Origin of the sequence: Terrabacter carboxydivorans (assembly GCF_039532035.1) — a bacterium.
GTDB classification, from domain to species: domain Bacteria; phylum Actinomycetota; class Actinomycetes; order Actinomycetales; family Dermatophilaceae; genus Terrabacter; species Terrabacter carboxydivorans.
Genome location: NZ_BAAARE010000001.1, coordinates 119156 through 141519 on the forward strand (window position 1 = coordinate 119156; position 22364 = coordinate 141519).

The window sequence follows — 22364 nt, forward strand, 5'->3', positions numbered from 1 at the left end:
GGTGGCAGGTGAAGGATTCGAACCTTCGTAGCTCTCGCGACGGATTTACAGTCCGTTTCCATTGGCCGCTCGGACAACCTGCCTTGGTGCGTCTGGAAGGATAGCAAGAGATCGGGCGCGGCCCGAAATCGGGGCCGCGACGGAGATTTCGTCGCGTCCCCCGACACCCGCGCACCCGCCCGACAGACCAGCCAACAGCATGCGGAAGGACCCCACCGATGGCCGACTCGTCGTTCGACATCGTCAGCAAGTTCGACAAGCAGGAGATCGCCAACGCCGTCAACAGCGCGAGCAAGGAGATCGCCACGCGCTACGACTTCAAGAACGTCGGCGCGTCCGTCGACCTCGCCGGCGAGGTCATCAAGATGAAGGCCAACACCGAGGAGCGCTGCCTCGCCGTGCTCGACGTCGTGCAGACGCACCTGGTCAAGCGCAAGGTCAGCCTCAAGCACCTCGACGTCCCCGAGGCCGGTCCGCGCCTCTCGGGCAAGGAGTACCACCTCGACGCGCCCCTCAAGGAGGGCATCTCCCAGGAGAACGCGAAGAAGATCAACAAGCTGATCCGCGACGGGGGCCCCAAGGGCGTCAAGAGCCAGATCCAGGGCGACGAGCTGCGGGTCTCGAGCAAGTCCCGGGACGATCTGCAGGCCGTGCAGCGCATGCTGCGCGAGGCCGACCTCGACGTCGCGCTGACGTTCACCAACCAGCGCTGACCCGCTGGGTTCGCTTGTCAGACAGGCGAACCACGACGACAGACCACGTATGCCGCCCGGGCCACCGGGCGGCATACGTGCGTCTCAGAGGGGGCGGGCGAGGTCTCGCAGGTCCGGGAAGACCTCGACCGCCAGGGGCCACCAGAAGAGGTGGCCGCACAGCTCGGCGTACTCCTGCGGCGTGACCCAGCGCGTCTCGTGGATGCCGTCGTCACCGTCGGTGATGGTGGGGCGCGCGTCGTCCAGACGGGTGCGGAAGACCTGCAGGAACGGCTTGTCGCGGGCGAAGACGTTGTCGTCGGTGCGGGGCGTGAATCGCTCGTAGCCGCAAGGGATCACGTCGGAGTGGCGCAGCCGTAGGCCGGTCTCCTCGAGCGTTTCCCGGACGGCGTTCTCGACGGGTGTCTCGTCCTCCTCGCGCCACCCGCCGGGCGAGCCCCACTCACCTCGACGGACGCTGTGCACGACGACGAAGTCGCCCCGACGGTCGCGCACGAAGACCATGGCGGCGAGGACGCGCGCCGGGTCGAGAGGTTCGTCGGACGCGACGAGGTCGACGTCGCTGGCGCCGTTGGGGAAGCTGACGTCGAGGATGCGGCGCACGCCACGGTCGCGCTTGCGCTTGCGCAGCCGCAGCCCGGAGGCGTTGAGACGGCGCGCGAGGTCGACACCGGTCGTCGGGGTCGCGCCGGCGTCGACGGCGTCCTGCCACCGGCCCTCGGGCACGTCGTAGTGGTCGCCGTCGAACGAGCGCGGGTGCAGGCGCGCTGCGCGCGCGACCTCGTGCAGCTCGTCGTAGGAGGCGTCGCTCACGAGGTGGGCGAAGAGCCGACCGTGGGCGGGCCAGATCGGCTGGTCGATCCACACGGTCATGACCCGAAGCCTAGGCGAGGCCGCCCGGTCCTGCCGTCCCCCTCCCCCTGTGGACGACGCCGGCTGCCGCTGCCCCACCCCACCTAGCCTCGAACGCACGTGGCCACCGTCCGGTCGGCCCACCGATCGAGGAGGAGACCCATGTCCCGTTCCGTCGTTGACACCGAGCGCATCGCCGCCGCGGCCGCCGACATCAACCGGCTCGCCGACACCATCACGTCCAACACGTCCGAGCTGCGCGGCCGTCTCGCCGGCATGGGCGCGGACTGGCAGGGCCCCGCCAAGGTCGAGTTCGAGCGGGTCATGCACGACTACCAGCGCATCCAGGCCCAGATGACCGAGGCCCTCGCCGACGTCGGCCGGCTCACCCTCAAGGCCTCGGCGGCCTACGCGGAGCACGAGAACGCGACCCGCGCGCTCTTCGCCCGCTGAGCCGCTGAGCCACTGAGCCGCCCGAGACCTCCCGACGACCCGTCGCCAGACCCCTGGACGGCGCCGGGTCCGCGCCGGAGGCGGGCTCCCGCCCCTACGGTCGAGCCCGCCCCCGGCGCACTGCTCCCGCCCGCACGCCGAAGGGCGGCTCCCCCGCGAGGAGGAGCCGCCCTTCGAACGTGCTGTGACGCAGGTGGAGCAGGAGGGCTCAGAAGCCCATGCCGCCCATGCCACCCATGTCGTCGCCACCGGGCATGGCCGGGGCCGACTTCTCGGGCTTGTCGGCGATGACGGCCTCGGTCGTGAGGAAGAGCGCCGCGATCGAGGCTGCGTTCTGCAGCGCCGAGCGCGTCACCTTGACCGGGTCGATGATGCCGGCGGCCAGCAGGTCGACGTACTCGCCGGACGCAGCATTGAGGCCGTGACCGGCCTCGAGGTTGCGCACCTTCTCGGCCACGACTCCACCCTCGAGACCGGCGTTGATCGCGATCTGCTTGAGCGGGGCCTCGGTCGCGACACGCACGATGTTGGCACCGGTCGCCTCGTCGCCCTCGAGCGCGAGCTCGTCGAGCGCCTTGGCGGCCTGGATGAGCGCCACGCCACCACCGGCGACGATGCCCTCCTCGACGGCAGCCTTCGCGTTGCGGACGGCGTCCTCGATGCGGTGCTTGCGCTCCTTGAGCTCGACCTCGGTGGCCGCGCCCGCCTTGATGACGGCGACGCCGCCGGCGAGCTTGGCGAGGCGCTCCTGGAGCTTCTCGCGGTCGTAGTCGGAGTCCGACTTCTCGATCTCGGCCTTGATCTGGGCGATGCGGCCCTCGATCTGGCTGCGGTCCTCGGCGTCCTCGACGATGGTCGTCTCGTCCTTGGTGACGACGACCTTGCGAGCCTTGCCGAGCAGGTCGAGGGTGGCGTTCTCGAGCTTGAGACCGACCTCCTCGGAGATGACCTGGCCGCCGGTGAGGATGGCGATGTCGGTGAGCATGGCCTTGCGGCGGTCGCCGAAGCCCGGGGCCTTGACGGCGACGGACTTGAACGTGCCCTTGATCTTGTTGACGACGAGCGTCGCGAGGGCCTCGCCCTCGATGTCCTCGGCGATGATGAGCAGCGGCTTGCCGGACTGCATGACCTTCTCGAGCAGCGGGACGAGGTCCTTGATGCTGCCGATCTTGGAGTTCGCGACGAGCACGTAGGCGTCGTCGAGGACGGCCTCCATGCGCTCGGTGTCGGTGACAAAGTAGGCGGAGATGTAGCCCTTGTCGAAGCGCATACCCTCCGTCATCTCCAGCTCGAGGCCCATGGTGTTGGAGTCCTCGACGGTGATGACACCTTCCTTGCCGACCTTGTCCATCGCCTCGGCGATGAGAGCACCGATCTCCTCGTCGGCCGCCGAGATGCTGGCGGTCGAGGCGATCTGCTCCTTGGTCTCGATCTCCTTGGCCTGCTCGAGCAGGCGGGCGGTGACGGCCTCGACGGCCTTCTCGATGCCGCGCTTGAGCGCCATCGGGTTGGCGCCGGCGGCCACGTTGCGCAGGCCTTCCTTCACCATGGCCTGGGCGAGCACGGTGGCCGTCGTCGTGCCGTCACCGGCGACGTCGTCGGTCTTCTTGGCAACTTCCTTGACGAGCTCCGCACCGATCTTCTCGAACGGGTCGTCGAGCTCGATCTCCTTGGCGATGGAGACACCGTCGTTGGTGATCGTGGGGGCGCCCCACTTCTTCTCCAGCACGACGTTGCGGCCCTTCGGGCCGAGCGTGACGCGGACGGCATCGGCGAGGATGTTCATGCCCCGCTCGAGACCGCGGCGCGCCTCTTCGTCAAAAGCAATGGTCTTGGCCATTCGGGTGGTTCCTCCCACACGAAACGTTGGTGGTGGACCGCATGACGCCCGCGACGGACGGGACCGGTCTCCCCAGCTTCATGTCGCTGCGAACCCAGCCCCTCGGCATACGGCCCATTTCTGTCACTCCCATGACGAGAGTGCTAACGCCATTATTGGCACTCTCGGGGTGAGAGTGCAAACGTTCCGCCACGCACGGGAGGGCGTATGCCGCCCGCTCGGCTCAGGCGTCGACGGCGGGCGCCAGCGCTCCCGCGATCCGGGCGGCATACTCCGCAGACTCCCGCTCCGAGGCGTACGTCGTGCGCGGCCAGAAGAAGCCCCGCAGCCCGTCGCCCTTGGTGCGCGGCACGACGTGGACGTGCAGGTGCGGCACGGACTGGCTGACGACGTTGTTCATCGCCACGAAGCTGCCCTGGGCGCCGAGGGCCTCGACCACCGCTGCGGCCAGGCGCTGGGCCGCCCCGAGCAGCGGGGCGTGCAGGTCGGTAGGGAGGTCGAGCAGGGTGTCGACGTGCTGCCGCGGCACGAGCAGCACGTGCCCCTTGAACACGGGGCGCCGGTCGAGGAAGGCGACGAGGTCGGGCTCGTCGAGCACGAGGTCGGCAGGGGTGTCACCGGCGACGATCGAGCAGAAGACGCAGTCCATGCCGTCAGGCTCCCATGCGCTGCCGACGGCCCGACCCGCCGACGCCGGCTAGTGGCAGAAGATGAGCAGGACGCAGCCGCCGCTGCTCGAGGTGGGCGACGGGGTCGGGCGAGGCGGCTGCTTCGTGTTGCTCGGCTTGGGCTTCGGGTTGCCCTTGGTCGGGCTCGGCGCCGCCGTGGAGGTCGGCGCGGGAGGCGCCGGGGGCGCCGTCGAGGCCGTGCTCGGCGAGGGCGGCGCAGCAGTGGTCGTCGGCACCGATGACGTCGGGGCCGACGCCGGGTCCACGACGGCGGTGGCCTGGGGCCTGCTGGACGCCGGTCCGGTGGCGCCGGGTGCCGTGGTGGCGCTCGCCGAACCGGAGGACGACTCTGCGGACCCCCACCCGTCGTCGGTCGACGTGCTCGCCCAGCTCCCACCGGGCAGGCCCGGGAAGCCGCCGGAGGCCATCGCCTCGTCGCTCCAGCTGTCGCCGGACCAGTAGGCGACGGCGCCCGTCGTGAGCAGGGCCACGGCCGCGAGGACGGCCGCGACGACGAGCTTGCGGCGGGACTTCGAGCCGGGTGTGGAGGTGCGGTACTCGGTCGACATGGGTCACCAACGTAGACGAACCCGGCGTCGCGCGCCCGTTCGCAGCGGGGCCGCTACCGTGGGTCCATGCCCGTCGAGACGTGGATCACACCGCAGCGGCCTGCATGACCGCCCCCGGGAACCAGGCCGAGCGGGACCCCTCGCCCAGCGGTTTCGTCGAGGTCGCCGACCGCGTCTTCGTCGCCCGCTACCGCCAGTGGGACGTCAACGTCGGGCTCGTCCTGGGCCGCCACGGCGCGGTCGTCGTCGACACCCGCGCGAGCGACCGTCAGGGCGCCCAGGTGCTCGAGGACATCCGCCGGCTGGGCCGCGACATCGAGGTGCGCCACGTCATCAGCTCGCACGTGCACTTCGACCACACGTTCGGCAACGCCGCGTTCGAGACGGCCATCGTGCACGCCCACGACAACGTCGGACGCCAGACGCAGACCGCAGCCGAGCACATCAAGGCCCTCGTCCGCGCCGACCCGGGGCCCGCCCCCGAGTACGGCTACACCGAGCGCGACGCCGCCGAGGTGCTCGCGACCGTCGTGCGCGGGCCCGACCGCACCTTCGGCTCCAACGCGACCATCGACCTCGGTGACCGCGTCGTGACGATGGCGTATGCCGGCCGCGGCCACACCGACGGCGACGTGGCGGTGCTCGTGCCCGACACGGACGTCATGTTCCTCGGCGATCTCGTCGAGGAGAGCGCGCCCCCGTCGTTCGGCGACGACTGCTGGCCGCTCGAGTGGGCCGACACCCTGGGCTCGCACCTCGTGCAGGTGTCCGACCGCACCGTGGTCGTGCCGGGGCACGGTCGCCCGGTGGACGAGGCGTTCGTGAGGCGGCAGCGGGACGAGGTCGCGGCCGTGGCCGCCGTGATCCGCGAGCGCCGTTTGGGCGGGGCCGCGCTCGAGGAGGCGATGCGCGACCCGGACCCGCGCCTGCCCTACCCGCTCGAGCACCTCGAGTCCGCCTTCCGCCGCGCCTGGGACCACCTCACCCCACCCACCCCCTGAACCCTGGCCTCCGGACCGGGGCCGCCCTCCATCCCGGGTCATGGAGATCTCTCCGCACCTGCCGCCGGAAGATCTCCACGACCTCGCGCCACGCCGCTCGGACTGGTTCAGGCAGCGCCCCGCTGCGACGACTCGACTGCTGTGCAGCCCGGTCCGCAGGCGGTGACGGAGCCGGTCCAACCGCGCGACCGCAGCAGGCGGCCGACCGCACCACCTGCCCGACACGGCTCGAAGATGTGCAGCCAGCCGAAGCGCACCGTCGCCTCACCCCGCACAGCCGCCTCGACATCACGCTCGAGGTCCGTCCACCGTCGCGGTCCTGCATGAGCGAGCCGTCCGTCGAGCTCGACGACGACGCCGAAGTCGGAGTGCTCGACGTCTCGGAACGTCACCCCGTGCCTCATGACCCGGCGCACCTGGCGCCGGGCCGTCGGCAGCCCGTGCGCCCTCTCGACCTCGTGGAGGTAGCGGCGCTCGAAGACAGACATCGACCCGGTCGCCACGTCGTCGAGGATGGACAGGAGCAGTCGCCGTCGGGACAGTCGTGCACGCCCGGACAGGGTCTCGTGCAGCCGAGCGGCCGTCGTCGCGCCCTCCTGGCACGCGTCAGCCAGCAGCGCAACGGCATCCGCTTCGCGGCCGGATGAGGACGCGACGTCGAGCAGGGCCTCCTCGAGCCGAAGCCGCGGCGGGGAGAGGTGCATCTGCACCTGGCTCTCGAAATCAGTCCGCCGGGTGATGGCGACCCCCGGCGGTGGCCGGAGCCGTCTGGACGCGCTGACGACGACGTGGATCGGGTCCTGGGCCGAAGGCTCGAGGCGAGGCCGCCAGCGCTCGAATCCGGACGACAGCTCGCCGCCGTTGGCAGACCTGAGGCCGTGGGCGCGAAGCGCTGACGGGCCCGCGAGTGCAGCCGGCCAGTGGAAGAGGACGGCCGCCCAGGCCCGCTGGGACCACGTCGGGATGCCGGTGTGGTCCACGAAGACACCGGGATGGACCCGAGCCAGCCGGCGCCGGCGCAGGTGACGCTCGAGGTCGTTGTCGTCGAGACCGCACTCCAGCGCCTGTGCTCTCGAGAACACACCGTCCTGCGAGCGCAGCACGTGCATCACCGCTGAGAAGTCCATGCGCCTCAGCCTGACCCCTCGCGCCTTCGGCAGACGGAGGGCCGTCGTACCTGTGGGCGAGCAAACCCTGCGGCGCGGGGATGTGGACAGTCGCGTCCTGGCCTCTGCCCTCACCGACGCCGTTGCCCTCTCCATCGGCGCCGGCGCCGTCGATGGAGGTTCTTCGGCACCACGCGCCGGAAGATCTCCACGACCCGAGTTGCAGCACCAGGGTGAGGTGGGCACATCGATGCGAGTGGGCAACCGGGCGACGCCGACCGGGTGCCGCGACAGACGGAGATCAGGCGGTGTCGTGCGTGGCCGCGGTGAGAACCGTCTCGTCGGAGCAGGCTCGCGCGAAGGCTGCGATGCGCGCCCGGATCTCGCGCCCGAGCAGCCACTGCCCGATCGGCTCGGCCACCGGGCGCAGCCAGGCGGGGCGGACGGCATACGTGTACTTCCAGACGGCGAGCGTGCCCGCCCCACCGTCCCGCTCCTGGGGCGTGAACCGCCACCCACCACCGAACCGCTCGAAGAACCACGGTCCCTCGACCATCGTCATGCCGACGCTGGTCGGCGGGCGGTAGGACGCGTACTCACTGACCATCCGCGGCCCGATGCGTGCCCGCGTCACCGTGCGCACGCCCTTGGCGGGACGCGCCGCGTCGACGAGGTGCTGGCTGCGGATGAACGGGTCCCACCGCAGCCGCAGCTCGCCCGTCGTCTGCGACACCGCGAACGCGACGTCCGGAGGCACGGGCACCCACGCGTCAGCTGTCACCTGTGGCACGACGCCGACCCTATCCGGGCATACCGCCCGCGCCGGGACGTGCGGGCCGTAGCATCCGGGCAACTCGCTCGTCGCCGAAGGACTCTCACCGTGCCCGACCCGTCTCCGTCCAGCCCTGCCCGATCCGACCTGTCGTGGTTCGCCCGGCGCCGCCTGGCCGCGACCGACGCCACAGCTCGCCGCACCCACGACGAGCTCGTCGCGCGCGGGCTCGATGCCGCGACGTCGCGAGGCACGAGCGCGGTGACCCTGCTGGCTGTCCTCGTCCTCGTGGCTGCCGTCGCAGCGGTTCTCCTGCTGGCGTTGGCGACCGTGACGCCCAAGGGGATGTGGGGCTGGGTGGGCGTCGCAGCCGGCTGGGCCCTCGTGGCTGCGCTGGCGCCCCGGCCCGTTCGGGTGCACGACGCGACGGAGCTCGACCCCGCGCACTTCCCTGCCACGCACCGCCTGGTCCGTGACCTCGCCTCGGCCGTCGGGGCGCCCCCGCCGGCGACCGTGCACGTCGACACCGACTTCGGTGCAGGTGTCGTCAGCACCGGCTGGGCGCAGCGACCGGCCCTGGTCGTGGGCCTGCCGCTCTGGACGTGCCTCACCGACGAAGAGCGGATCGCCCTGCTCTGCCACGAGCTCGGTCACCTCCGCTCCCGCGACACCGGCCACGCCGCTCTCGTCGGCCACGCCCACGGACTGCTCGAGCGGCTGGCGACCCTGCTGACTCCGCTCCCCCGTGACGCCGTCTCCGACCTCGAGGACGCCCGGCTCGGTGTCGGGCGCTCCAACGCCGTCGTGAACGGTGTCGGCCGGGCCGTCCTCACCGTCGTGTCGCTGCCGACGCTGCTGCTGCTCCTGGCCTTCGAACGGGGCGCCGCCCGCGACAGCCAGGTGCGCGAGTACGCCGCAGACCTGCGCGCCGCCGAGGTGGCCGGCACCCCGGCGATGCTCCGCCTGCTGCTCACGACGACGGGCATCTCGGGCCTGCACACGCTCGCGGGTGCGGCCGCGCGACGGCGGGAGGACCCGTTCGACGCGCTGGCTCAGGTCCGCGACCGCGTGGCACTGACCGCGGGCCAGGTCGCCCGGGCCCGGACGCGTGCCCGGGAGGAGGACCTGCGCTGGGACGCCTCCCACCCCCGCGACGACCTGCGCATCGGCGTGCTCCAGGCGCACCCGACCACGGCGGACGCCCCCGGGCTCGAGGCCCGTCACGCGCTCGTCGGGGCGGCTGACGCCGAGCTCGCCGGTCTGCGACCCCTGCTGACCCGACGGTTCCGCGACGACCTACTCGAGAGCTGGCTCTGACCGGTCGGCTCAGCCCCGGATTGCAGAGGGGAAGGCGTCGGACCAGGAGCGCAGAGCCACGCCTCCGGCGGCCGAGCGGTCGACCGAGGTGGCCGCGAGCAGGGCGTGCACGACCGCCCGCGCCACGCAGTCGGCGCCTGCCTCCATGAGCAGCGTCTGCTCGACGGGGTCGGGCGCCGGCCGGTCGCCGGTCGCCAGCGTGAAGAGGGTGTCGCCGTCGAAGAGCGTGTGCACCGGCTTGAGCGCCCGCGCGAGACCGTCGTGGCCGACGCCGGACGCCTTCTGGCACTGCGCCTTCGTCAGCGTGGCGTCCGTCGCGATGACCCCGATGGTCGTGGCCAGACCAGGCCGTCCGGCACTCTCGGGCTGTGCCTCCGCCCGGGCGTGCGACTCGGCTAGCTCGTCCGCGCTCGGGGCCGAGACGTGGGCGAGCTCGTCCCCGAGACCCAGGCCCACGGCATACGGGAGACCCGTTGTCGGGTCGACGGCCGAGCCGACGGCGTTGACGACCACGAGCGCCGCGACGGTCGTGCCCGATGCGAGCACGACGCTGGCAGAGCCGATCCCGCCCTTGAAGCCCCCGACCTTGGCTCCGGTGCCGGCGCCCACGCAGCCCTGCTCGACGGCGTCCGTCGACGCGCTGGCGTATGCCGCCCTGCCGTCCTCGGCGCGCGGACGGTGACCCCACGTGCCGCCGCGGCCCAGGTCGAAGAGGATCGCGGCCGGGACGATGGGCACAACCCGGCCGGGCTCGCCCATGGGCCAGCCGATCCCGTCGTCGAGCAGGCCGTCCATGACGCCGTCGGCGGCGGCGAGCCCGAAGGCCGACCCGCCGCCGAGGACGACCGCGTGGACCCGGTCGACGAGGTTGCGGGGGTCGAGCAGGTCGGTCTCGCGGGTCCCGGGACCGCCGCCGCGCACGTCCACCCCGGCGACAGCCCCGCCGGGCGGAGCGACGACGACGGTGACGCCCGTCAGCCAGCCGGGCTCGTCGCGGGTGCAGTGCCCGACACGCAGGCCGGCGACGTCGACGAGGGAGTTGGTCGGTCCCGGCCGGGGAGCCTCGACGGCTCCGCTCACTGCGGGTCCCGGAGGTCGAACTCCATGAGCCGCCCCGGCGAGCTGAAGCCGAGCCGCTCGTAGAACTCCTGGGCCCGGTCGTCCGGGGCGTTGAGCCGGATCCACTTGACGTCGGTGGTGCGCGACCACTCGATCATCGCCTCGGTCAGGGCCCGGCCCACCCCGCGGTCCCGACAGCCGGGAGCGACGAAGAGGCCGCCGACGTGCAGCCACGAGACGTCCTTGCGCCCGGGCCACGGCAGGGCGCGGATGCGCCGGGTCTCGAGGATGCCGGCGTGTTCGCCCCGGCTCTCGGCGATCCACGTCGGACGGTCGGGCCGCTCGGCCAGCCACGCGTCGACGAAACGGTCGAGGTAGCCGGGCTCGGACGGCATACCGAGCTCACGGGCGAACTGCAGGTGCAGCGCGGCGACGACGAGGGCGTCGTCGGCCGACGCGCGACGGATCGTCACCTCGGCCATGAGGGAAGTGAACCACGGGGCCGATCAAAGGGTGCGCAACCCGGCGCAACCGGCCGGAGACGGCGCGGGGAGACCCAGCGGGTTGGACGGCTCAGACGTTGATGCCGAGACGGCGGCTGGTGCGCGCCCGCTGGCGGCTGGCGCGCATGCGGCGCAGGCGCTTGATGAGCATCGGGTCGGCCTCGAGGGCCTCCGGGCTGTCGAGGAGGGCGTTGAGCACCTGGTAGTAGCGCGTGGAGCTCATGTCGAACAGCTCCTTGATGGCCTGCTCCTTGGAGCCGGCGTACTTCCACCACTGGCGCTCGAACGCCAGGATCTCGAGGTCGCGCGCACTGAGGCCGTCCTCGGACTCGTGGCGGTGCGGCTGCGCCGTGGCGTGTTCTGTGCTCATGTCCCCGTCTCGCTGCGTTCGTGCGCTTGCGTCGTCGCGCGTTGGCTCCGGTCACACCCTAGACCCAAATGACAGGGGTGTCATTCAGCCTCGGCGTGGCGCGGCATGTCGGTCTGGCCGGCTGGAACACCGTCTGGAACACCGGTCACACCAGCCCCTCGCGACCCATCGTCAGGCCGCTGGGCGGGCCTCACCTGGGCCGTCCAGGGCGGTCCTGCCCCCTCAGGCCATCGTGTCGAGGATGGCGTTGACGTCCTCCTTCGTCGTGTGCGGGTTGACGATGGCGAAGCGCGTCAGCGTCTCGCCGCGGAAGGTCGTCGGCACGACGAAGGCGAACTCCTCCCCCAGCAGCCGGTCGGTCCACGCCTGGTAGTCCTCCGGCCCCCAGCCGAGCCGGCGGAAGACGACGACCGACAGGTCGGGCTCTCGGACCGCCTCGAGGTAGTCGCGCCGCCCGATCTCGTCGGCGGCGAAGCGGGTCACCTCGAGCGTGCTCTCGATGGCCTCGACGTAGGCGTCGGTGCCGTGCACGGCGAGGGAGTACCAGAGCGGCAGCCCACGGGCGCGGCGCGTCAGCCCGATCGAGTAGTCCGTGGGGTTCCACTCGGCCGACTTGGTGATGACGTCGAGGTAGCCCGCCTCCTGCGTGTGCGCCACCCGCGCGAGCTCCGGCTCGCGGTAGATGAGCGCGCAGCAGTCGAAGGGCGCGAAGAGCCACTTGTGCGGGTCGACGATGAACGAGTCGGCGTGCTCGATGCCGTCGAAGAGGTGGCGGACCGAGGGCGCGGCGAGGCCGGCGCCGCCGTAGGCGCCGTCGACGTGCAGCCACAGGCCGAACTCACGGCACACCTCGGCGACCGACGCGAGGTCGTCGACGACGCCGAAGTTCGTGGTGCCGCTCGTCGCGACCACGGCGAAGAACGTCTCGGGACCGTTCTCCTCCAACGTCTTCCGCAGCTCGGCGCCGGTCAGGCGCAGCTTGTCGTCGACGTGGACGCCGCAGACCTCGGCGTCCATCACGGCAGCCATCGAGACGACGGACGAGTGCGCGTTGTCGGTCGCCGCGATCCGGTAGGGACGGGCGCCGGTGCCCGCCTCCTTGGCGTTCGCCCTGGCCGTATGCCGTGCCACGACGAGCGCCGACAGGTTGCCGACCGTGCCGCCGGGCACGAAGACGCCACCCGCCGACCCGGGCAGGCCCGCGAGGTCGCTGATCCAGCGCAGCGCCTGGTTCTCGGCGTAGACCGCGCCGGCGCCCTCCATCCACGAGCCGCCGTAGATCGACGAGGCGCCGACGACGACGTCGAAGGCCGCGGCCTCACGCGTCGGGGCGCACGGGATGAAGGAGAGGTAGCGCGGGTGGTCCGTCGACAGGCAGGCCGGCGCGAGGGTGTGCTCGAAGAGCTCCATGGCGCGGGTCGAGCCGAGGCCCTCGGCGGTGATCGTCTGGCCGGCGGCCGCCTTGAGGTAGTCCTCGGTCTGGGCCCCGTCGAGCGGGATCGGGTCCATGAGGAGCCGCTCGCGGGCGTAGCTGAGGACCTTGTCGACGGCGACGTGGTCGGCGTCCTTGTCGAAGCTGTGCACGCACAGATGCTAGGCCCTGCGGCCGGGTGCCACCGACCGCCTGTGGGCGGCGTGACGGGTGGGGCGTGCGGTCAGCCCAGCAGGGTGGTGCGCAGCTCGTCCGCGCTCGAGGCGACGGCGGTGGGGCGCACCCCGTGCAGGGCCTCGGGCTGCCCGGCGCCCCACGTCACGGCGACGGTGTCCATGCCTGCCGCCTTGCCGGCGAGCACGTCGACGACGGCGTCACCGACGTAGACCGCGTCGTTGGACCCGCGGCCCATCCGGTCGAGCGCGAGCAGCAGCGGCGTGGGGTCCGGCTTGTGCCGCTCGGTGTCCTCCATGGCGACGAGGACGTCGACGTGCGCGCTGATCCCGAGGATGTCCATGGCCTGCTGCGCGGACTCGCGCCGCTTCGAGGTGGCGACCCCGACGTGGACGCCCGCCGCACGCAGGTCCCCGAGCACGTCGACGACGCCGTCGTAGCCGCGGATGAGTCGCTCGGTGTTGTCGGCGTTCCACGTCAGGTAGGTCGCGTAGAGCTCGTCGGCGTGCTCCGGCGAGTGGTCGCGGAAGGCTCCGATGAGCGGCCGGCCGATCCACGACCGGATGACGTCCGGGTCCTCCTCGTGCCCGAGGATCGTGCGGAACGCGTGCTGGTAGGACTCGACGATGAGGTTGATCGTGTCGGCCAGCGTGCCGTCGAGGTCGAAGACGGCGGTGGACCAGCGGGGAGAAGTCACCGGCCGAGCCTAGGGCAGCAGGGGCTCCAGCCACCGCCCGCGTCTCATGACCCGGGTCGGGCGGGCGTCACCGTCGACGACGACGAGGTCGGCGCGTGACCCGGCGGCCAGCGCGCCGCGGTCTGCCAGCCCGAGCGCGCGGGCAGGGGTGCGCGTGGCGGGGCGGACGGCATACGCCATCGGGACTCCGGAGGCGACGGCCCGCGCGACGATGTCGGCCACGTGGCTCGTGCCGCCGGCGATCGAGCCGGGCGTCGTGCCGTCGGGGTCGCGGGCGAGACGGGCGATGCCGCGGTCGACGACGACCGAGAGGCCGCCGAGGACGTAGCTGCCGTCGCCCACCCCGGCCGCCGCCATGGCGTCGGAGACGAATGCGACGTGGTCGACGCCGACGAGGTCGAGGACGGTGCGCACCGTGTCGTCGGAGAGGTGCGCGCCGTCGGCGATGAGCTCGACCGTGACCTGACCGCGCGCAGCCGAGCGCATCAGTGCCGCAACGGCGCCCGGGTTGCGGTGGTGCCACGGGTCCATGCCGTTGAAGAGGTGCGTGGCGAGGTCGGCGCCGGCCGCGACGGCCTGCTCGACCTGGGCGTAGGTGGCGGTCGTGTGGCCGACCGCGGCATGGATGCCGGCGGAGGTCAGCCAGCGCACGAGGTCGAGCCCGTGATCACGCTCGGGGGCGAGCGTGACCTGCCGGATGTGCCCGCGGCCCAAGGCGATCAGGCGCTCGACCTCGGCGAGTGACGGGTCGCGCAGCAGCGTCGGGTCGTGCGCACCGCAGCGCGCCTCGGCCAGCCACGGTCCCTCGAGGTGGATTCCGTCGACGAGCCCGTCGTCGGCGAGCTCGGCGAGCATCGCGACGCCCCGCTCGAGGTCGCGCGGGCTCATCGTGACGAGGCTCGCGAGCAGGCTCGTCGACCCGGCGCGGTGGTGGTGCTCGGCGGCCGCGACCGCGGCGTCCTCGCGCAGGTCGGTGAACGCAGTCCCGCCGCCGCCGTGGCAGTGCACGTCGACGTAGGCCGGCAGCATCGTCCCGCTGACCCGCTGGGCGGAGTGGGCGGCCGGCGGAGGCTCGGCCCCGGGCGTGACCGGGGTGACCGCCGCGATGCGCTCGCCGTCGAGGTGGACGAGGACGTCGGGCAGCACGGCGTCGTCGACGAGGGCGGGTCCGCGCAGTGTGAGGCTCATCAGGGTCGATTCTGTCGCACACCCGGCGGGGGTAGCGTGTGGGCGTGCCAGCCCGCCCCCTCCCCGACCTCGTCCACCCGACGTGGGTCCCGGCGCTCGAGCCCGTGGCCGACACCATCTCCGAGATGGGCGAGTTCCTGCGGGCAGAGGTCGCGGCCGGACGCGGCTATCTCCCGGCCGGGGACCGCGTGCTGCGGGCCTTCTCGCTGCCGCTGCCCGACGTGCGGGTGCTCGTCGTGGGGCAGGACCCCTACCCGACGCCGGGGCACCCGGTCGGGCTGAGCTTCAGCGTGGCGCCGGACGTGCGACCGGTCCCCCGGTCGCTGCAGAACATCTACGCAGAGCTCGGCACGGACCTCGGCCTGCCGACGCCCGAGAACGGCGACCTGACGCCCTGGTTCGACCGCGGCGTCATGCTGCTCAACAGGGTGCTCACCGTGCGACCCGGCGCGAGCGCCAGCCACCAGGGCAAGGGCTGGGAAACCGTGACGGCACAGGCGATCTCGGCCCTCGTGGAGCGCGGCGGCCCGCTCGTCGCGATCCTCTGGGGCCGTCAGGCGCAGTCGCTCGCCCCGATGCTCGGCGACGTGCCGCGCATCGAGTCGGCGCACCCGTCGCCGCTCTCGGCACGCTCCGGCTTCTTCGGCTCGCGGCCCTTCAGCCGCACCAACGACTTCCTCGCCCAGCAGGGCGCGGCACCCATCGACTGGAGGCTGACATGACCCAGCCCACCCCCGAGGTCTCCGGGCCCACGGTCTGGACCCGGTTCGTCGCGATCGGCGACTCGTTCACCGAGGGCATGTGCGACGACGACCCGGACTTCGGCCACGACGGCGAGTTCGCCGGCTGGGCCGACCGGCTCGCGTCACACCTGTCCGGGATCGCCCGGGCCGAGGGCGTCGACTTCGGCTACGCCAACCTCGCCGTCCGTGGCCGCAAGCTCGCCGACGTCGTGGGACCGCAGCTCGAGGACGCCCTCTCGCTGCAGCCCGACCTCGTCAGCATCGTCGGCGGCGGCAACGACATCCTGCGCCCCAAGGCGGACCTCGACGGGCTGGCCGCCCGCCTCGAGGCGGCTGTCGCGCGCATCCGGGCCACCGGCGCCGACGTGCTCATGGCGACGCCGGTCGACCCGGCCGATGCACCGCTCGTCAAGGCCACCCGCGGGCGAGCCGCGATCCACACGGCCAACATCTGGAGCATCGCCCGCCGCAACGGCGCCCACGTCATCGACCAGTGGGGCCTGCACGCGCTGCGCGACTGGCGGATGTGGAGCGAGGACCGCATCCACATGACGACCGAGGGCCACCGCCGCGTCGCGCTCGCCGCCCTCGAGGCGCTCGGCCACACGCCGGCCGAGACCGACTGGGCCACGCCGCTCGAGCCCGCGCCGCCGATCGGCCGCCGCGAGGCCCTGCAGGCCAACGCGCAGTGGGCCAAGGAGTACGTCGGCCCTTGGGTGCACCGCCGCCTCACGGGCCGCAGCTCGGGCGACCACCGTCAGGCCAAGCGCCCCGACGTGGCTCCGCTCGACCAGCCGTGAACCCAGCCGCCCGCTGACGTATGCCGCGTCGCGGGCTCAGCCACCCGGCATACGCCCGCGGTCGCCAGGGACGACCGGGACGGCCGGCTGGCAGCAGGCGGTCCATGAGCGACCCTCGTGCGGCAGCCGCGGCGAGCTGCCAGCCGGACGTCCCCAGTCAGGCGGCCGGGCGCAGCCTCGCCCGGGACTCCCGGCGAAGCGCGACAGCACGGGCGAGCACGTCGGAGACCCAGCCGGGCTCGAACATGACCTGCTCCCAGGTGAAGCGCAGGACGATCCAGTCACGCACCGTGAGTTCGTCGTAGCGCCGGCAGTCGCGGTCGAAGGCGCGGCGCTCGGCATGGAACTCATGGCTGTCGGCCTCGATGACGATCTGGAGCAGCTCATCGGCGAGGTCGACGCGTGCGTACAGATCGTCGTAGCGCAGTCGCACCTGCGCCTCGACGGTCAGGCCGGGGACGCCGAGGGCGATCGCGCGCAGCACCGACTCGAACGGGTTGGCTGCGCGAGAGTCCGCGTGCCGGGCGACGCGGAGCACGCGTGCCCGCTGTCGTGGACCCAGGGCCACCGCGAGCGCGGTGACCTCGCGACGTCGCAGCCCCGAGCGCAGCGCCGAGTCGAAGACCGACAGCGCCTCGTCGAAGGGCAGGTCGAGACAGCAGTCGACGACCGTTCGAGCCGGGCTCGTCACGTGTGACCACACGTGGTCGGCCGGCAGGTTGCGCCAGTGCAGGGTGGCGACGTCTCGTGCTCCCTGCGGTAGTCGCCGGTGCCGGGCCAGGGTCACGTCGGGCAGGCGTGGCGTGGTCTTGACCCTCCAGTCCCAGTGCAGGGCGGCGGAGCGATGGGAGAGCGTGCCCGTCAGCCGACGGGCGGTGGCAGGCGCCTCGTCGGCGCCCTTCAGGCCGTAGAGGCCGCGACGCAGCCGCACCACGTCACCCGACTCCACGGCGCTCCCGATGCTGCGCCAGGGCACGGCGCGCCGGAGCTGGCGCCAGGTGCAGACCCCGCCCAGCCTGTGCACGGCTTCGGCGGCGTCCATACGCCCACGATGGCCTGCAACGCGCGACCCCGTGGGTCGTCGTCCACAGGCCGTTCGGGGCGGCGGGCTGGCAGCGGGACGCCTCGCGACGGAGAACACGCTCAGAGCGACACGAGCTGCCAGCCGGCCGTCCCCACCGGGCCCACAGCGCACGTATGCCGTCCCGCTGGGTCAGCGGGACGGCATACGTGATCGGTTCGGTGGGGTCTCAGACGCTCGCGGCGAAGGCCTTCTCGAAGATGTCGAGGCCCTCGGAGAGCAGCTCGTCGCTCGCGGCGAGCGGCGGCAGGAAGCGGAAGACGTTGCCGTAGGTGCCGCACGTCAGGGTGACGAGGCCGTCGGCGTGGCAGGCCTTGTTGACGGCGCCGGTGAGGGCGGCGTTCGGCGTGAGGTCGCCGGGGCCGTTGACGAGCTCGACGGCGAGCATGGCGCCGCGGCCGCGGATGTCGCCGATCTGCGGGTACTTCTCGGCGAGCGCCTGCAGGCGCGGCACGAAGAGGGCCTCGACCTGCTTGGCGCGGGCGCAGAGGTCCTCCTCCTTCATCGTCTCGATGGCGCCGAGGGCTGACGCGCACGCGACGGGATTGCCGCCGTAGGTGCCGCCGAGGCCACCACCGTGGATCGAGTCCATGACGTCGGCGCGGCCGGTGACGCCGGCGAGCGGGAGGCCGCCGGCCATGCCCTTGGCCGTCGTGATGAGGTCAGGCACGACGCCCTCGTGCTCGCTGGCGAACCAGTCACCGGTGCGGCAGAAGCCCGTCTGCACCTCGTCGGCGATGAAGAGGATGCCGTTGTCGGTGCACCAGTCGGCGACCTGCTTGACGAATCCCGGTGCGGGGACGATGAATCCGCCCTCGCCCTGGATCGGCTCGAGGATCACGGCGGCGAGGTTGTCCTCCCCCACCTGCGCGTGCACCTGGCTCACGAACGCGTCGAAGCTCTCCTTGGCGCAGTCGGCGGGGCCGCCCGGCCAGCGGTAGGGGTAGCTCATCGGCGCGCGGTAGACCTCGCCGGCGAAGGGGCCGAACTTGTGCTTGTAGGGCATGTTCTTGGCCGTCAGCGCCATCGTGAGGTTCGTGCGCCCGTGGTAGGCGTGGTCGAAGGCGACGACGGCGTTGCAGCCGGTGAAGTGGCGGGCGACCTTGACTGCGTTCTCGACGGCCTCGGCCCCGGAGTTGAAGAGCGCGGTGCGCTTCTCGTGGTCGCCCGGCGTCAGGTCGTTGAGGGCCTCCGCGACCTCGAGGTACTCCTCGTAGGGCGTGACCATGAAGCACGTGTGGGTGAAGTCCTGTACCTGTGCGGTGACGCGGTCGACGACCCGCGGAGCCGCGTTGCCGACGGTCGTCACGGCGATGCCGGAGCCGAAGTCGATGAGCTGGTTGCCGTCGACGTCGACGAGGATGCCGCCGCCGGCACGCTCGACGTAGACCGGCAGGCCGGTGGAGACGCCGGCGGACACGGCCGCCGTCTTGCGGGCCTGGAGCGCGGCCGACTTCGGGCCGGGGATCGCGGTCTGCAGGAGCCGCTGCTGGGGGACGTTGCTCATGGGGGTCAGTATGCCGTCCGGCCGGGCCCCGACGGAACCCGGGTCGGGAGGTCGCTTGGGTGCGCATTCCGCAGCCGAAGGCCACGTTCGGTCACGAACCCAGCGGTGTGCCGCCGCATTCGCCACCGAACGCGTCGTTCGTCCGACGCCCGAGGACGGGCGTCAGGCGTCGACGCGCGAAGCCACGGGGACGCGAAGGCTGCCGTAACGATCCATCCGGTGCCAGCGCAGGTAGGTGCCGGCGGCGGCGGTGAACACCGACTGGACCACGACGAGGTACATCAGCTGCCGGTAGACCACCTGCTGCAGCGGCAGCGTCCAGATGGGGCCGATGGGCTCGTCGTCGAGGCGGAAGGCGTAGACCGCCATGGCGAGCTGGACGGCGAGGAAGACGAGCCAGACGAGCAGGACGCGTAGGGGGTCGAGGAAGACGAGTCCGTAGAGGGCGAAGACGTCGACGGCGGGCGCCAGCAGCGGCAGCAGGACCTGGAAGGCCAGCAGGTACGTCAGCCCGCGGCGACCGAGCTTGCCGGCAGCCCCCGACTGCACCAGGGCCCCCCGGTGCTTCCACATCGCCTGAAGCGTGCCGTAGCACCAGCGGTAGCGCTGCCGCCAGAGCGCGCCGAGCGACGCCGGCGCCTCGGTCCAGGCGCGGGCGGTGTCCTCGTAGACCACGCGCCACCCGTCGCGAGCTAGCGCCATCGTCAGGTCGGTGTCCTCGGCCAGGGTGTCGTCGCTGACGCCACCCACGCGCGCGAGGGCCGATCGGCGGAAGCCGCCGATGGCCCCGGGGACGGTGGGCATGCACTCGGCGATGTCGAACAGGCGCCGGTCGAGGTTGAAGCCGATGACGTACTCGATGTGCTGCCAGCGGCCGAGGATCCCGCCGCGGTTGGCCACCTTCGTATTGCCCGACACGGCACCCACCCGGGGGTCGGCGAACCTCTGGACGAGGGCGTGGACGGCATCGGGCTCGAGCACCGTGTCGCCGTCGACCATCACCACGAGGTCGTGCGACGCGTGGCGCAGGCCCTCGTTGAGGGCGGACGGCTTGCCGCCGTTCTCCTTGCGGACGACGATGACCCCGGGCAGCCGGAGCGACTCGACGAGGTCGGCCGTGCCGTCGGTCGACCCGTCGTCGACGACGATGATCTCGACCGGGTGGGTCGACGCCGCGATCGAGCGCACGGCGGCCTCGATGCCGGCGGTCTCGTTGTGGGCGGGCACGAGGACGCTGACGGGCTCGAGCACGGGCTCGCCCGGTTGGTGGCGGGCACGGTCGCGGCGGTGGCGTGCGGCGGCCCCGACGACCAGCACGGCCCGGAGGGCGGTGACGATCCCGCTCAGCACGAGCACCGCGCCGATGACGGCGATGAGCCAGTCGCTGAACCGGAGCACACCCACCAGCGTGTCGGCCGTGAGCCTGTCGAGAGGAGACGCGGGGCTCATCGCGCCGGCCATGCCGACCGACTGGCTCAGCGTCTCGAACCGCACGCCGTCGGCCTGCAGGACCGGCAGGGCACGGTCGAGGGCGGCGACGGTCTGGCTGCGGTCACCGCCCGCGTCGTGGAGCAGGACCACCTCACCGGCACGCCCGGACGGGGTGATGTTGCGGACGATGGCGTCGACGCCGGGGCGGCGCCAGTCCTCGCCGTCGCGCGTGGCGAGCGCCGTGACGTAGCCGCCGTCGGCCGCGCTCCTCATGGCGGACAGGAGCGCGTCGTCCACTGCGGAGTTGTCCGAGCTGTACGGCGGTCGGAGCAGGGCCGTCGTCTCGCCCGTCACCCCCACCAGCACCTGCTGCGCCTCCCGCAGCTCGAGCCGCCGCTGCCACTCCGGCGCGGTGCCGAGGTCGACGTGCGTCAGGGTGTGCAGGCCGATCTCGTGACCCTCGGCGAGGATCCTGCGCACGAGGTCCGGGTGGTCCAGGGCCTGCGTCCCGACGACGAAGAAGGTGGCCTTCACGTGATGCCGGCGCAGCACGTCGAGCACCTGAGGCGTCCAGGTCGGGTCCGGACCGTCGTCGAAGGTGAGGGCCACGACGCCGTCGGCAGGGCGGGCCGTGCGCAAGGCGCCCCGCGGGCGTCCACGACGGGTCCGCCGTGCATCAGGGCGGCCGGCACGCTGCCCGCCGGGCCCTGCGCCACGGCGGCGTCGTCACCGACGCTGTAGAGGTGGCGCACGTATCCCTGCACGACGAGGGCGAGCCCGAGGGCCACGAGCACCGCGGCCAGCGTCATCCAGTGCGTGCGCGGGCGGACGAGCCTGGAGGGCGGCACGCGGTGGCGCCCCACCTGACGCCGCCGCTGGGGAGACCGTCGGCCCTCGCCGGAGTGTCGGCTCATGGTCAGCGCGTCCGGGACACGGTCGGGGACGAGGTGGAGGACGGCGTCGGGTGGGCGGTCCGCCCGGGAGCACTCGCGCTGCGCCCGGGGCGTGACGTCGCGGTGGCAGTCGGGACAGCGGTCGTCGTGGGCGGCGCCGGCGTGCCGGTGCTCACCACGGGTCCCGTCGCCGCCGTGGTGCCGGCGGTGGCGCCCACACCGGACGGGACGGACGTGGCCCCCGGAGCCGCGCCGTTGCCCGCCCCTGCGGCTCCCGTCGCGGCGGTCGCGCCGGACGTGTTCGCGCCTGCCGACGTGGACGCTCCGCCCGTCGACGCACCCGTGGCGGTGACCGCCAGGCTCGCGCGCGGGATCGCGGCGAGTCCCTTGGTGGGAGCGGCAGGGCGTGGCAGGAAGGGGGCGTCGATGCTCGGTCCGCCGAGGGCTGCACTCAGCAGGAGGGCCACGTAGGCCACGACGAGTGCCGTCACCGCTCCCCCCGCCACGCGGGCGCGCTTCAGGCGACGGCCCGTCGCGTCGAGGAAGACCGGAACGGGTGCGGCATCCTGGGGCGGACGTGGGGAGGGCGTATCGAGCATGGGCACAGCCACAACATGTTACGGCAACCTGACGGCGTGCCCCCTCCTGACGCATCCCGACTCCCTCCGAGGATCATCGGAAGTGGCTGGGAGACCCGTCGGCACGGCCTCTGGGGCAGCGCTGCCCCGAACGCGGGCGCCCCGCCGCGCCGTCAGCTGCCGACGTCCTCGCCGAAACGGCCGCGGGCCTCGTGCGGGATGAGCGGACGGTCGGCGCGGACCGTGAGCTGCTGGACCGCCCACGAGTTGCCGTCGGGGTCGGAGAAGCCGAAGAAGGTGCCGCCGTCGCGGGGGTCGATGACCTGGACCTCGGAGCACTCCACGCCTCGGCCGACGAGCTCGGCCCGCGCGGCCTCGGCGTCGGCGACGACGAGCTGGACCCCGTGCAGCGAGCCCGGCTCCATGGCCCGCTGCGACGGCAGGTCGCCGACGACGACGGAGCAGCCGGAGCCCCGCGGCGTCAGCTGGGCGACGTGCATGTGCTCGTTGCGCGTCTCGTGGTCGAGGTCGAAGCCGACCTGGTCGCGGTAGAAGGCGATGGCCGCGGCGAGGTCGCTGACGGGGACGATGACGACCTCGAGCGTCCAGTCCATGCC

At 72.5% G+C, this 22364-nt stretch carries 23 protein-coding genes, 1 tRNA gene and 1 pseudogene; 6 read left to right on the forward strand and 19 right to left on the reverse strand.

Annotated elements, in window-relative coordinates:
• Positions 1 to 2 precede the first annotated feature (2 nt).
• Positions 3 to 83 (reverse strand) — tRNA-Tyr (locus ABD297_RS00590).
• 135 nt (positions 84 to 218) lie between these two features.
• Between ABD297_RS00590 and ABD297_RS00595 the strand changes: the two genes are divergently transcribed.
• The gene (locus ABD297_RS00595) at positions 219 to 713 is read left to right on the forward strand and encodes a YajQ family cyclic di-GMP-binding protein (RefSeq protein WP_344252169.1); all 495 of its coding nucleotides are present in this window, start codon (positions 219 to 221) and stop codon (positions 711 to 713) included.
• An 84-nt stretch (positions 714 to 797) separates the two neighbouring features.
• Here ABD297_RS00595 and ABD297_RS00600 read toward each other — a convergent pair whose 3' ends face one another.
• Positions 798 to 1586, reverse strand: a complete 789-nt coding sequence (locus ABD297_RS00600; protein WP_344252170.1) for a DUF4031 domain-containing protein — start codon at positions 1584 to 1586, stop codon at positions 798 to 800.
• Between the two features lie 141 nt (positions 1587 to 1727).
• Between ABD297_RS00600 and ABD297_RS00605 the strand changes: the two genes are divergently transcribed.
• The gene (locus ABD297_RS00605; RefSeq protein ID WP_344252171.1) at positions 1728 to 2018 is read left to right on the forward strand and encodes a WXG100 family type VII secretion target; all 291 of its coding nucleotides are present in this window, start codon (positions 1728 to 1730) and stop codon (positions 2016 to 2018) included.
• 208 nt (positions 2019 to 2226) lie between these two features.
• Here the strand turns inward: ABD297_RS00605 and groL are convergent, their stop codons facing one another.
• The 3 genes from groL to ABD297_RS00620 form a co-directional block, all read right to left on the reverse strand.
• Positions 2227 to 3858 (reverse strand): chaperonin GroEL, encoded by a 1632-nt coding sequence (groL, locus tag ABD297_RS00610; protein ID WP_344252172.1) that lies wholly within the window; start codon positions 3856 to 3858, stop codon positions 2227 to 2229.
• A gap of 223 nt (positions 3859 to 4081) precedes the next feature.
• On the reverse strand, positions 4082 to 4507 hold the full coding sequence (locus ABD297_RS00615) for an HIT family protein (protein WP_344252173.1): 426 nt from the start codon (positions 4505 to 4507) through the stop codon (positions 4082 to 4084).
• A gap of 48 nt (positions 4508 to 4555) precedes the next feature.
• On the reverse strand, positions 4556 to 5095 hold the full coding sequence (locus ABD297_RS00620) for a hypothetical protein (RefSeq protein ID WP_344252174.1): 540 nt from the start codon (positions 5093 to 5095) through the stop codon (positions 4556 to 4558).
• A 104-nt stretch (positions 5096 to 5199) separates the two neighbouring features.
• On the opposite strand from ABD297_RS00620, the gene ABD297_RS00625 reads away from it, so the two are divergent.
• Entirely contained in the window at positions 5200 to 6096 is an 897-nt protein-coding gene (locus ABD297_RS00625; RefSeq protein WP_344252175.1) for an MBL fold metallo-hydrolase, read from the forward strand.
• A 107-nt stretch (positions 6097 to 6203) separates the two neighbouring features.
• Here the strand turns inward: ABD297_RS00625 and ABD297_RS00630 are convergent, their stop codons facing one another.
• Both ABD297_RS00630 and ABD297_RS00635 read right to left on the reverse strand, forming a co-directional pair.
• On the reverse strand, positions 6204 to 7223 hold the full coding sequence (locus ABD297_RS00630) for a type IV toxin-antitoxin system AbiEi family antitoxin domain-containing protein (protein WP_344252176.1): 1020 nt from the start codon (positions 7221 to 7223) through the stop codon (positions 6204 to 6206).
• 280 nt (positions 7224 to 7503) lie between these two features.
• Positions 7504 to 7992: an SRPBCC family protein gene (locus ABD297_RS00635; protein WP_344252177.1), complete on the reverse strand. Its 489-nt coding sequence runs from the start codon at positions 7990 to 7992 to the stop codon at positions 7504 to 7506.
• 90 nt (positions 7993 to 8082) lie between these two features.
• Here ABD297_RS00635 and ABD297_RS00640 point away from each other — a divergent pair, with 90 nt between their 5' ends.
• A complete protein-coding gene (locus tag ABD297_RS00640; RefSeq protein ID WP_344252178.1) occupies positions 8083 to 9291 on the forward strand; it encodes a M48 family metalloprotease in 1209 nt (402 codons plus the stop codon).
• Between the two features lie 9 nt (positions 9292 to 9300).
• Here ABD297_RS00640 and ABD297_RS00645 read toward each other — a convergent pair whose 3' ends face one another.
• The 6 genes and pseudogenes from ABD297_RS00645 to ABD297_RS00670 all read right to left on the reverse strand — a co-directional run bounded on the left by ABD297_RS00645 (position 9301) and on the right by ABD297_RS00670 (position 14714).
• Positions 9301 to 10371, reverse strand: coding sequence for a P1 family peptidase (locus tag ABD297_RS00645; protein ID WP_344252179.1), 1071 nt, complete (start codon positions 10369 to 10371; stop codon positions 9301 to 9303).
• Positions 10368 to 10832 carry a GNAT family N-acetyltransferase gene (locus ABD297_RS00650; protein WP_344252180.1) on the reverse strand — a complete coding sequence of 155 codons (465 nt, stop codon included), beginning with the start codon at positions 10830 to 10832 and terminating at the stop codon, positions 10368 to 10370. Before ABD297_RS00650 ends, ABD297_RS00645 begins: the two co-directional genes overlap by 4 nt.
• Positions 10833 to 10923: 91 nt before the next feature.
• Positions 10924 to 11271 (reverse strand): annotated as a pseudogene (gene napA / locus ABD297_RS00655) (nucleoid-associated protein NapA); the annotation flags it as partial.
• 174 nt (positions 11272 to 11445) lie between these two features.
• Positions 11446 to 12807, reverse strand: a complete 1362-nt coding sequence (locus ABD297_RS00660) for a pyridoxal phosphate-dependent decarboxylase family protein (protein WP_344252181.1) — start codon at positions 12805 to 12807, stop codon at positions 11446 to 11448.
• 71 nt (positions 12808 to 12878) lie between these two features.
• A complete protein-coding gene (locus ABD297_RS00665; RefSeq protein WP_344252182.1) occupies positions 12879 to 13526 on the reverse strand; it encodes an HAD family hydrolase in 648 nt (215 codons plus the stop codon).
• 9 nt (positions 13527 to 13535) lie between these two features.
• The gene (locus ABD297_RS00670) at positions 13536 to 14714 is read right to left on the reverse strand and encodes an N-acetylglucosamine-6-phosphate deacetylase (protein ID WP_344252183.1); all 1179 of its coding nucleotides are present in this window, start codon (positions 14712 to 14714) and stop codon (positions 13536 to 13538) included.
• 44 nt (positions 14715 to 14758) lie between these two features.
• Between ABD297_RS00670 and ABD297_RS00675 the strand changes: the two genes are divergently transcribed.
• Positions 14759 to 15436, forward strand: a complete 678-nt coding sequence (locus tag ABD297_RS00675) for a uracil-DNA glycosylase (protein WP_344252184.1) — start codon at positions 14759 to 14761, stop codon at positions 15434 to 15436.
• Positions 15433 to 16257, forward strand: coding sequence for an SGNH/GDSL hydrolase family protein (locus ABD297_RS00680; protein WP_030193666.1), 825 nt, complete (start codon positions 15433 to 15435; stop codon positions 16255 to 16257). Before ABD297_RS00675 ends, ABD297_RS00680 begins: the two co-directional genes overlap by 4 nt.
• A gap of 157 nt (positions 16258 to 16414) precedes the next feature.
• Here the strand turns inward: ABD297_RS00680 and ABD297_RS00685 are convergent, their stop codons facing one another.
• From ABD297_RS00685 to ABD297_RS00710, 6 genes are all read right to left on the reverse strand, one after another.
• A complete protein-coding gene (locus ABD297_RS00685) occupies positions 16415 to 17299 on the reverse strand; it encodes a DUF559 domain-containing protein (RefSeq protein WP_344252185.1) in 885 nt (294 codons plus the stop codon).
• A gap of 208 nt (positions 17300 to 17507) precedes the next feature.
• Positions 17508 to 18845: a 4-aminobutyrate--2-oxoglutarate transaminase gene (gene gabT / locus ABD297_RS00690; protein ID WP_344252186.1), complete on the reverse strand. Its 1338-nt coding sequence runs from the start codon at positions 18843 to 18845 to the stop codon at positions 17508 to 17510.
• Positions 18846 to 19007: 162 nt separating this feature from the next.
• Positions 19008 to 20885: a bifunctional polysaccharide deacetylase/glycosyltransferase family 2 protein gene (locus ABD297_RS00695; protein WP_344252187.1), complete on the reverse strand. Its 1878-nt coding sequence runs from the start codon at positions 20883 to 20885 to the stop codon at positions 19008 to 19010.
• Positions 20807 to 21190, reverse strand: a complete 384-nt coding sequence (locus ABD297_RS00700; RefSeq protein ID WP_344252188.1) for a hypothetical protein — start codon at positions 21188 to 21190, stop codon at positions 20807 to 20809. The genes ABD297_RS00695 and ABD297_RS00700 overlap by 79 nt, the downstream gene beginning before the upstream one ends.
• A 2-nt stretch (positions 21191 to 21192) precedes the next feature.
• Entirely contained in the window at positions 21193 to 21768 is a 576-nt protein-coding gene (locus tag ABD297_RS00705; protein WP_344252189.1) for a hypothetical protein, read from the reverse strand.
• Positions 21769 to 21920: 152 nt separating this feature from the next.
• The gene (locus ABD297_RS00710) at positions 21921 to 22361 is read right to left on the reverse strand and encodes a VOC family protein (RefSeq protein WP_344252190.1); all 441 of its coding nucleotides are present in this window, start codon (positions 22359 to 22361) and stop codon (positions 21921 to 21923) included.
• Between the last annotated feature and the right edge of the window lie 3 nt (positions 22362 to 22364).

Excerpts from the sequence above, each read along its gene's own strand:
- ABD297_RS00595 (WP_344252169.1), top strand. The coding sequence starts at position 219 with ATGGCCGACTCGTCGTTCGACATCGTCAGCAAGTTCGACAAGCAGGAG.
- ABD297_RS00600 (WP_344252170.1), bottom strand. The coding sequence starts at position 1,586 with ATGACCGTGTGGATCGACCAGCCGATCTGGCCCGCCCACGGTCGGCTC.
- ABD297_RS00605 (WP_344252171.1), top strand. The coding sequence starts at position 1,728 with ATGTCCCGTTCCGTCGTTGACACCGAGCGCATCGCCGCCGCGGCCGCC.
- groL (WP_344252172.1), bottom strand. The coding sequence starts at position 3,858 with ATGGCCAAGACCATTGCTTTTGACGAAGAGGCGCGCCGCGGTCTCGAG.
- ABD297_RS00615 (WP_344252173.1), bottom strand. The coding sequence starts at position 4,507 with ATGGACTGCGTCTTCTGCTCGATCGTCGCCGGTGACACCCCTGCCGAC.
- ABD297_RS00620 (WP_344252174.1), bottom strand. The coding sequence starts at position 5,095 with ATGTCGACCGAGTACCGCACCTCCACACCCGGCTCGAAGTCCCGCCGC.
- ABD297_RS00625 (WP_344252175.1), top strand. The coding sequence starts at position 5,200 with ATGACCGCCCCCGGGAACCAGGCCGAGCGGGACCCCTCGCCCAGCGGT.
- ABD297_RS00630 (WP_344252176.1), bottom strand. The coding sequence starts at position 7,223 with ATGGACTTCTCAGCGGTGATGCACGTGCTGCGCTCGCAGGACGGTGTG.
- ABD297_RS00650 (WP_344252180.1), bottom strand. The coding sequence starts at position 10,832 with ATGGCCGAGGTGACGATCCGTCGCGCGTCGGCCGACGACGCCCTCGTC.
- ABD297_RS00670 (WP_344252183.1), bottom strand. The coding sequence starts at position 14,714 with ATGAGCCTCACACTGCGCGGACCCGCCCTCGTCGACGACGCCGTGCTG.
- ABD297_RS00680 (WP_030193666.1), top strand. The coding sequence starts at position 15,433 with ATGACCCAGCCCACCCCCGAGGTCTCCGGGCCCACGGTCTGGACCCGG.
- ABD297_RS00685 (WP_344252185.1), bottom strand. The coding sequence starts at position 17,299 with ATGGACGCCGCCGAAGCCGTGCACAGGCTGGGCGGGGTCTGCACCTGG.
- gabT (WP_344252186.1), bottom strand. The coding sequence starts at position 18,845 with ATGAGCAACGTCCCCCAGCAGCGGCTCCTGCAGACCGCGATCCCCGGC.
- ABD297_RS00700 (WP_344252188.1), bottom strand. The coding sequence starts at position 21,190 with ATGAGCCGACACTCCGGCGAGGGCCGACGGTCTCCCCAGCGGCGGCGT.
- ABD297_RS00705 (WP_344252189.1), bottom strand. The coding sequence starts at position 21,768 with ATGCTCGATACGCCCTCCCCACGTCCGCCCCAGGATGCCGCACCCGTT.
- ABD297_RS00710 (WP_344252190.1), bottom strand. The coding sequence starts at position 22,361 with ATGGACTGGACGCTCGAGGTCGTCATCGTCCCCGTCAGCGACCTCGCC.